The following is a 9,253-nucleotide window of genomic DNA, read 5'->3' as shown; positions in this document are numbered from 1 at the left end:
AGGAGAATAGCGAGCTATTTGACGAACAAAAGCGGATTTTCAGACCAATTTGCTGTCGCCGCAGTAGGACAGCCTTAAGTCCGACAGGCTGCTAGGGAGTAAAGATGATGGATCGTATAAGCATAAAACCCGCTAAAACGACCTCTGACAGGCTATTTATATCGGGCGGTTGTCGTTCTTTGTATCCTTGTCTATAACTGTACTTGACCTTCTAACAAGAGTGAATGTCTGATGTTATTCAACTCACTGAAAAAAACAGGGTTAATAGCCCTGTTTTTGGTCTCTGTTTTTTCTCTTCAGACACAGGCTGAGAATGATTTTAAACTCGAATACCGAAGGCCACCCAGCATGCTTCCCGAGGATATCAGCAAGTTGAAGCCAACGGTTTTGTTATGTTTCGTCAGAAATGTTGAAAATGATGACAACGCATCCGACGACCCCGGCAGATCTAAAGAGAGTAAAGAGTATATTGGTCATGTCACTACGATAACATCAGAAAAATCCAGCATACATATCTGCAGATATCATGCAAATGGTTCTGTGCAAGAAGAGTTCACAAACTATGATTGGCTGGACGCAGGTTTCTATGAGATTGATGGTTTCATGCATTTCCATACAACAAAAGTCACTCTCCCGGGTTCAAAAAACTATTATTACGTTATGAGAGCGCCTGAAAATGATTCTAAGGATAACGAACCAATATGTGCATTGGTCGACAAACAAGAAGGTAAAATATCCTTTGGTTATGAGCAAAACGACAGTGGTAATATGATATGTGGAAAGCGGGATCTCGTCAAAGCTGTTTATGATCACACTTACGAAAGAATAAACTGCGCAAAAAGACCATGCGCAAAAGGACCACAAGACCACAGCTCAGCATGTATTAAATCAGGTGGTGCGCCGGCTTCATGTCCTTCCGATGCGGTCACCACCCATTGTCACAATTGTAGTGGCAGTGGCTGTGGCGCCTTCGAATGCTCAGCATTTACACACTGGGATCCATGCCCGGACGACACCTTTTGCGGTTATGAAACGTGCGTAGGTGGACTATGTGACGAAAAACCATGGTGCAGGCCTACAACACTAAATGACGAGCTGTAAATAATCCCTGATTCTGTTAGGGCATGATGACTGCCTGACGTTAATGATTAAAAAGCTTCGGGAAGTCATCATCATTTATCTACAGTCTATTCGGACAAATAGACAAAACGTTGCGGGTGCGTTGTTGTGAGCACAGGTATTTTTTTCTGAGCAGCAGGACGCCTCCTCTAATCCTTTCTACCATGTGTTTTCAGATCGTTAAGGGGAGTCTGAGCTGCACTGATGCGCAGCGCCTGAACATAGATGATGTGCTACCATGAGTTGCCGATTGATAATAATGGATGGGACAGAGTGTTTCTGTCCAGTAGTAAATCAGGTAACAAACCATGCTTTCCTTTCGTCTATTCGCAAGAACTTTTTTTACTCTTGCACTTGCATATACAGTAATGAATGCTAAAGCAGATGATGATCTGGTTGATAGCATCACCGAGTATATCGTTACTATTGATGAACTATACGATGAAATTCTCGTCACACATCGGCAAGGAGATAATTGTCATCTTATTATTTCACATACTCTTGGCCCATCAATTAATCAACAGCCACCACAGCCAAGTGCAGCAATTATCTTCCCTGAAACTTTTTATCGTCAAAACCCACTTTACGATGTTGAACTCTGGCCACCTTCTTTCTCTTTAGCTCCGGATCGTTTGTTCTCTCCTTCTTCAGGTGAAGGGGTCATGACTTATGACGCTCTTCAAATGCTTACACACGAGAATTTAATTCAAATGACAACTGAGTCTGACGAACGACCTGGTTTCGCAATCGCTCTCCCGATAGGGCCTATTGAAATTGAAAGCCAGAATCAGTTATACGTGATTGATCCCATTCTTTATAGTCCAATAGTCACTACTTGCGGAAGCACTGCATCATCCGGCATTGAAAATGAACCAGCATCCGACAGAAGCACCAACAAGCAAACCTCACGATCAAAACTGAAAAGAAAAGCGCCTCATGCAAACACATTAGCTGAGGCCACCCCACGACCGTCACTTGCAGAAGAAGGGCCCTCCACTGCCGCTGCTTCTGAAAGTACCGCTGCGGGTGAGCAGGATCAGTACCAATTTCATATCACAGGACATATTAATCTGGGCATCGAAGCCCCACGTACACCAAGAGCAAAGAATAACAGGAAGAGAAAAAAAACGGTTACTGTTCCAGTAACAATGCTTGTCAGCACCAACACTGCAGAAGGCACAGTCGAGATAGACTCTCTTTCATCCAGAAACTCAAAATATGCAATTAATATATCTCGCAAACCGTCTCAAGCCAGCTCGTCAGTAGCGGATAAAAGCCTCCAGAAAGTCTGGCAGATAATACAGAGGCGGGCAATTCAAAGGATTCTTGGAGAGGTTGCGGGCCCACAAATTTATTGTGTTAGACAGGTAACAGGAACCCCACCACCTCCAGAGGCCAAAACAATAGAGGTGATTCCAAAAATAAAATTACAGGTAAGCGAGGAAATTGATTCCATCAGCTCTGTAGCTAATATGCACATAGAATCCGACCCCTGACTTCCAGTAGGGCTATATGGTCCGCCCCGTTTTGCAAGAGCCTGTCTCTTCTCATTAGCCTCAATAGCAACCCGTGTTAAGAAGTTGGACACCAATTGGTGATATACTGGCTCTCTTAGCTCCAGACATCAAAGCAAACCGTGCACAGACTCAACGACCGACAGGCCGAAGCCGTAAAGTATATTGATACCCCCTTGCTGGTTCTCGCCGGTGCAGGCAGTGGCAAGACCAGTGTTATCACCACCAAGATTGCTTACCTGATTCAGGAATGTGGTATCAATGCCCGCAATATCATTGCCGTGACCTTCACCAATAAGGCAGCACGGGAAATGAAAGAGCGTGTTGGCAGGCTGGTCAAGGGCAGAACCTCCCACGGTTTGACGGTTTCAACTTTTCACAACCTCGGGCTTAACCTGATCCGCAAGGAGTGCAAGACGTTGGGTTACAAGCCGGGCTTTTCCATTTTTGATGCCCAGGATGCCCATGCCCTGATAGGCGAATTGATGCAGCGGGAAATAGGATCAGACGAAGAGAGTGTTGATGCCGTTCAGCACATAATTTCCAACTGGAAGAATGACCTGATCCTGCCACCACAGGCCATGGCCAACGCCCGTCAGCCCAACGAGCAACTCGCCGCCAGAGTTTATGAACACTATAACCGCACATTAAAAGCCTTTAATGCGGTTGATTTTGATGACTTGATTCTGCAACCGGTCATGCTGTTTCGTGAGCATCCGGAGGTTCTGGAGCGCTGGCAAAACAAAACTCACTATGTGCTGGTCGATGAATATCAGGATACCAATGGTGCCCAGTATGAATTGATCAGCCGACTGGTTGGAGACCGTGGCAAACTCACCGTGGTCGGTGACGACGATCAGTCTATTTACGCCTGGCGCGGTGCCCGCCCTGAAAATCTGGCCCTGCTCAAGGACGATTATCCTGCCCTGAGGGTCATCAAGCTCGAGCAGAATTACCGCTCCACCAGCCGTATCCTGAAAGCTGCCAATACCCTGATTGCTAATAACCCCCACGTGTTCGAAAAAACACTCTGGAGTGAGCTGGGTATGGGAGAGATCATTCGGGTCATTCGATGCCGTAATGACGAAATGGAATGTGAACGCATCGCTACCGAGATCCTGACCCAGAAGCTGAAGAACGGTACTAACTGGAAAGATTATGCCGTGCTGTATCGGGGCAACTTCCAGTCTCGCTTGCTGGAAATGAAGCTTCAGCATCATCAAATTCCTTACCACATCAATGGCGGCACCTCATTTTTCGCCCGGGCAGAAGTCAAGGATATGATGGCTTATCTCAGACTGCTGGTGAATCAGGATGATGACAACGCCTTCCTGCGAGTTGTTAACGTCCCCCGTCGTGAGATAGGCCCGGCTACTTTAGAAAAGCTGGGCAATTACGCCGGTACTCACAACCTGAGCCTTTACGCGGCTTCACAGGAAATGGGCCTTCAGGAAGAGCTGTCTCCCAAGTATGTAGAGAAGCTGCGCAGTTTTACCCAGTGGCTGGACTCTGTATCCCGCCGCTGCCAGACTGATGAAGACCCGATTGCCGCTATCCGTGAAATGATTGACGACTGCGGCTATGAAAACTGGCTGATGCAAACCACAGCAACGCCAGTAGGGGCGGAGAAACGCATGGGCAATGTTGGGTTCCTGATCGACTCACTCCAGCAGACTCTGGAACGAGGTGACGAAGACTCTACGGTAGAAGACGCCATCGCCAGACTGATTCTCAGGGACATGATGGAACGTCAGGAAGAGCAAGAAGATAACGACAAGGTACAGTTATTAACGCTCCATGCCTCCAAGGGACTTGAGTACCCATATGTTTTCATGATGGGCATGGAAGAGGATCTTCTGCCCCACCGAACCAGCATTGAAGAAGACAACATTGAAGAAGAACGACGTCTGACTTACGTTGGCATCACCCGTGCCAGAAAGACTTTGACCATGACACTGGCAGGGCAGCGAAAGCAGTACGGTGAAATCATTGATACTACACCCAGTCGTTTTCTGGACGAACTGCCGCAGGAAGACCTGGAGTTTACAGGCTTTGGCGAGAAAGCCAGTAAGGAACAAAATACTCTGACCGGTAATGCGGCGCTGGCCATGTTACGCAGTCGGTTGAGCGACTGAATAGCCATCCTTCTATTGGCAGACGGGCTGTCCTGCGATGAAGCGGCCCATCTCAAAAACCATTCGGATTTTTCCTCTGCCAGTTTCAGGCACCCCTGACCCTCTCATCGAGCTGCAACAGAGCTCCCACCCGCTTTTTTAATGGGTAGACCGGATAACAAGAGCGGCTGCCATGTTTCTGCATGATGGCTCTTTATAGTCTATATATACGAACACGAATACGAGTAATTCTCATCATTGTTTTTCGCGGTACGCACTCAATGAACAACAGCCCGATGAAAGATCAGTATCGGAAAAGCCCACCTATCTGCACAAAGTCGCCTTTACTATTATTGTCACTTGTCGTTTTTTTTCCAAATTGGAACAGTTGGGCCAGCACTATTAAGCTGGACAATAATCATTTCAATCAATACCTGAACACCAACCACCCGGTCAAAAATACGGCTACTTTAGCCCTTACTTCACCCAGTCCGGTGTCACCTCCAGAAGTTTCATTTGCTATCCCATCAACATCAGCACAGCCATCAACCAGTGCATTGAAAGCTACTTCTGTAACACGTACTTCAACCACTTCGGTATCACCGTCGGTCATTTCATCCGCTGCCCCATCATCAACAGCACAGCCTTTAAGCAGCGAATTGACCACTCATTCTGTTGTACGTACTTCATCCAGTTCGGTGTTACCTTCGGAAGTTACATCGGCTGCCCTATCGTCATCAGCACAGCCATCGACCAGCGAATTGACCACTCATTCTGTGGAACTTACTTCATCCAGTTCGGTGCCGCCTTCTGAAGTTTCATCCGCTGCCTCATCGTCATCAGCACAGCCTTCAACCAGCGAATTGAGCACTAATTCTGTAGCCCGAAATTCAGCCAGTTCGGTATCACCGTCAGTAGTTTCATCTGCTGTCATATCGTCATCAGCACAGCCTTTAACCAGCAAAGAGACCACGGCTTCTTTAGCCCATACTTCATCCAGCCTTGTGTCACTTCCAGACACTTCGTCCGCTGTCCCGGCATCATCAGCACAGCCTTCAGTCAGCAAAGTGACCACGGCTCCTTTAGCCCGCACTTTATCGAGTTCGGTGTCACCTTCGGAAATGTCAACCGCTGTCCTGGCGTCATCAGCACAGCCTTCAAGCAGCAGGGCCAGAACTATTCAGCTGGACAATAATAATTTCAATCATTATCTGAATCCCGACCACCCAGTCGAAGGTCACTATGAGTTAATCGGCAATATTGACCTGCAATTAGCTGACTGGAAACCTGTCGGCAATGCCTCCAAACCATTCTCTGTCACTCTGCTTGGCAACGGCCACATTATTTCCGGCCTCAAAGTTTCAACATTTGCAGATAATGCTCCCTCGGGCTTGTTTGGGTCATTGGAGAACAGCACCATCAGGCAGATCCTGCTTAACCGGCCAAGAGTGACCAGTACCGGAAACAAGAGTCCAACTGGTGCACTTGCAGGAGAGTTGAAAGGCAGCAGGGTTGAAGAGGTTTTCAATTTTGACGGAACCATCCAAACGAGCGGTTTTCACAGTCATGGCGGAGGTATAGCGGGCAGTGTTTCTGATAGCATCGTACACAATAGCCTGAACAACGGCACCGTTTTTATAACCGGTTCCGCCAGCAAAGGCGGTATCGCTGGATTGGCCGATCAGTCGTCGTCTATTTCAAATAACCTGAATACCGGAAAAATAAGCTCCAGGAATTCAGATTACTCACCTGCCGGTGGCATTGTCGGAACACTGAGAAGCAAGAGTGTTGCTAACAGTAACACAAATACCGGCGAGGTGACGGTTAGACATACCGAAAGCTCCGGAGGGATTGCAGGAGAAGCAGAAGCAGTCAGGATCTTGCATAACCTGAACACCGGAAGAATAGCTTCCGAGTATCTGAATGGCACTAGCCGGAGAGCTGGACGCAGTGGTGGAATAGTAGGAAAGGCCTTCAGGCAAACACTGGTCAGCAAAAACCTCAACACAGGCAACATATTTTCAAATTATTATGATACACACGCCGGTGGAATAGCAGGGCAAGTGATCAACGCTGCTGTCGTTCAAAATGTCAATGTCGGAACTGTCACTACTCGCGGTCAAAGAGGACATGCTGGAGGTATTGCCGGACAGGCCGAGGGTGGGAGCACTCATGATAACCTCAATGCCGGAGCCATCATAACGGAAAGTATGAGGGCTGATCTCGGTGGTATTTCCGGGGCGGCCACTCTCTCGGCCTCAGTTTACAACAATGTTAATACGGGTTCAGTTAAAGCTCAGGCTGCCCATAGCTACATGAGCGGAGCAGTGGGAAGAGTCGCAGGGGAAGGTCGTATTGAGAAAAACCTGGATACTTTCACAAAGTATCAACCGACTGATGGGAGTGATGATGGGCGCAATACAGGCATCATAAGACTATCCAATAGCGATCTCAAATCAAATCTGAACGGTTTAAACAGCACGCTCTGGAATGCCGGCGATACATCGCAGCTGCCGATGCTCAGAGGCATTAACACTCCCTATCGTGAACTTGTTCGAATAAATGGCACCAAACAGGTAAATAACCAGCTTCCCACCGTACTGAACGAGTTTGCAGACCCCGGTGGTGCCGCAAACGCCACCTCTTTCAATCGTACTGTCTGGAACGGTCGGAATGGCTACTTACCTTTTCCAAAAGTGTTCTTCGAACCACCCATATTACTGATCGGAATTGATTGCATGCAAGGAGGATTTGACTGCGGCAAAAGAACACCTCCTCAATTGATCCATGAAATTGAAATAGATCCAGACAGGTTGCCAAAGTATACGGTTCCAACACCCGATGGCCCTGATCTGACAAGACATTGTTCGCCGCATAGGATTTATAGTATTTCATGGAATAGGAACGATGCGCACATAGCGTTGGCAATAACTTCCGGTCCATATCCACAAACCAGAGAGTGTCGATTTGCAGGGGCCGTACAAATCTTTGGCATGGATGCTTCGGGGAATTTCGAACTCTTGTACACCATGAAAGATCCGAAAATCGGGGTATGGAGCCTTGACTATAATCACGATGGCAGCCGGTTAGCAGTTGGCAGTTATGACCGTAATGTCTGGGTTTACAACGTGCTGGACGGATACACTCTGGAGCATGTCCTAGACGATAGTACAAAATGGGTACGGATCGTCAAGTACAACCACGATGGCACCCTGCTGGCGGCCGGCTCAAGTGATGGCAAGGTCAGAATTTATAACGGGATGTATCCGGGCATCCCCCTGTACACCCTGACCGCACCAAACGGGATACGGAGCCTTGACTACAACCGCGACGACACCCGGCTGGCCACCGTAGGGAATGATGCCAAGGTCAGGATTTATGACGGGAGAATCCCGACCTCGCCCCTGCAAACTCTGTCCGATCCAGAAGGCCATATATGGGCCGTTGTCTACAACCATAACAGCACCCGGATAGCAGCCGGTGGGAATGATCATAAGGTTTGGATTTATAACGGTACGAATCCGACCTCCCCCCTGCACGTCCTCTACGGTGCAACAAGCTCGATTCTGTGTATCGACTACAGTCGCGACGACACTCAGCTGGCAGCCGGGGGGGTTGATTATAAGGTCAGAATTTATGAAGTCAGAAATTCATCTAACCTCCTGTACATCCTGCCCGATTCGAAAAACTCTCTCCGGAGCGTTAAATACAGCCACAACGGCAAATGGCTGGCAGCAGGGGGAGATGATCAACGTCTGAGAATTTATAAGATCGATACTTCATCGTCGTCTACACAGCCAGCAACCGACGAATTGACTACCGCTTCCGTTCACCCTGCCTTGCTCAGTTCGGAGTCACCATCAGAAGCTTCATCTGCTGTGCCATCGTCATCGGTACAGCCGACAACCAGCGGGGCCAGAACAATTCAGCTAGACAATAATAATTTCAATCAATATCTGAATGCCGAACACCCAGTCGAAGGACGCTATGAGTTAACCGGTGATATTGACCTGCGATCAGTTGACTGGAAACCCGTCGGCAATATTTCCAAACCATTCTCTGTCACTCTGCTTGGCAACGGTCACGTTATTTCCGGCCTCAAAGTTTCAACGTCTGCAGATAATACTCCCTCAGGCTTGTTCGGGTCATTGCATTACAGCACCATCAGACAGGTTCTGTTACAACAGCCAAAAGTGATCAGTACCGGAGACAACAGCCCGACCGGTGCGCTTGTAGGAGAGTTGAAAGGCAGTAAAATTGAAGAGGTAGTCAATTCTGCCGGAAGCATCCAAACAGGCGGTCTTCACAGTCATGGCGGAGGTATAGCGGGCAGTGTTTCTGACAGTGTCATACGCGATAGTGTGAACACCGGCACTGTTTTTACAACCGGATCCGCCAGCAAAAGCGGTATCGCTGGATTGGCCGTTCAATCATCGTCTATTTCAAATAATCTGAATACCGGAAAAATAAGCTCCAGAGATTCATATAACTCACCTGCCGGTGGCA

At 48.1% G+C, this 9,253-nt stretch carries 6 protein-coding genes; 4 read left to right on the top strand and 2 right to left on the bottom strand.

Translation table 11 applies throughout. The features are described 5' to 3' along the window. Positions 1-231 precede the first annotated feature (231 nt). From KDK17_RS07895 to rep, 3 genes are all read left to right on the top strand, one after another. Positions 232-1,101, top strand: a complete 870-nt coding sequence (locus tag KDK17_RS07895; protein WP_257274745.1) for a hypothetical protein — start codon at positions 232-234, stop codon at positions 1,099-1,101. Positions 1,102-1,427: 326 nt separating this feature from the next. Further along, positions 1,428-2,615: a hypothetical protein gene (locus tag KDK17_RS07890; RefSeq protein ID WP_257287784.1), complete on the top strand. Its 1,188-nt coding sequence runs from the start codon at positions 1,428-1,430 to the stop codon at positions 2,613-2,615. Positions 2,616-2,755: 140 nt separating this feature from the next. Beyond that, positions 2,756-4,768 (top strand): DNA helicase Rep, encoded by a 2,013-nt coding sequence (gene rep, locus KDK17_RS07885; RefSeq protein ID WP_257274747.1) that lies wholly within the window; start codon positions 2,756-2,758, stop codon positions 4,766-4,768. A 406-nt stretch (positions 4,769-5,174) separates the two neighbouring features. Here rep and KDK17_RS07880 read toward each other — a convergent pair whose 3' ends face one another. Together KDK17_RS07880 and KDK17_RS07875 are read right to left on the bottom strand one after the other, a co-directional pair. Beyond that, positions 5,175-5,414 carry a hypothetical protein gene (locus tag KDK17_RS07880; protein WP_257274748.1) on the bottom strand — a complete coding sequence of 80 codons (240 nt, stop codon included), beginning with the start codon at positions 5,412-5,414 and terminating at the stop codon, positions 5,175-5,177. A gap of 102 nt (positions 5,415-5,516) precedes the next feature. Continuing rightward, the gene (locus KDK17_RS07875; RefSeq protein WP_257274749.1) at positions 5,517-5,840 is read right to left on the bottom strand and encodes a hypothetical protein; all 324 of its coding nucleotides are present in this window, start codon (positions 5,838-5,840) and stop codon (positions 5,517-5,519) included. Between the two features lie 28 nt (positions 5,841-5,868). On the opposite strand from KDK17_RS07875, the gene KDK17_RS07870 reads away from it, so the two are divergent. Next, positions 5,869-9,253: WD40 repeat domain-containing protein (locus tag KDK17_RS07870; RefSeq protein WP_257287783.1), on the top strand; the 3,385-nt coding region annotated here is incomplete at its 3' end.

The organism is Endozoicomonas sp. SESOKO2, from assembly GCF_024606245.1.
Taxonomy (GTDB): Bacteria; Pseudomonadota; Gammaproteobacteria; order Pseudomonadales; family Endozoicomonadaceae; genus Endozoicomonas_A.
The sequence above is the reverse complement of the archived record's forward strand: the minus strand, read 5'-3'. Positions and strand labels throughout refer to the sequence as shown.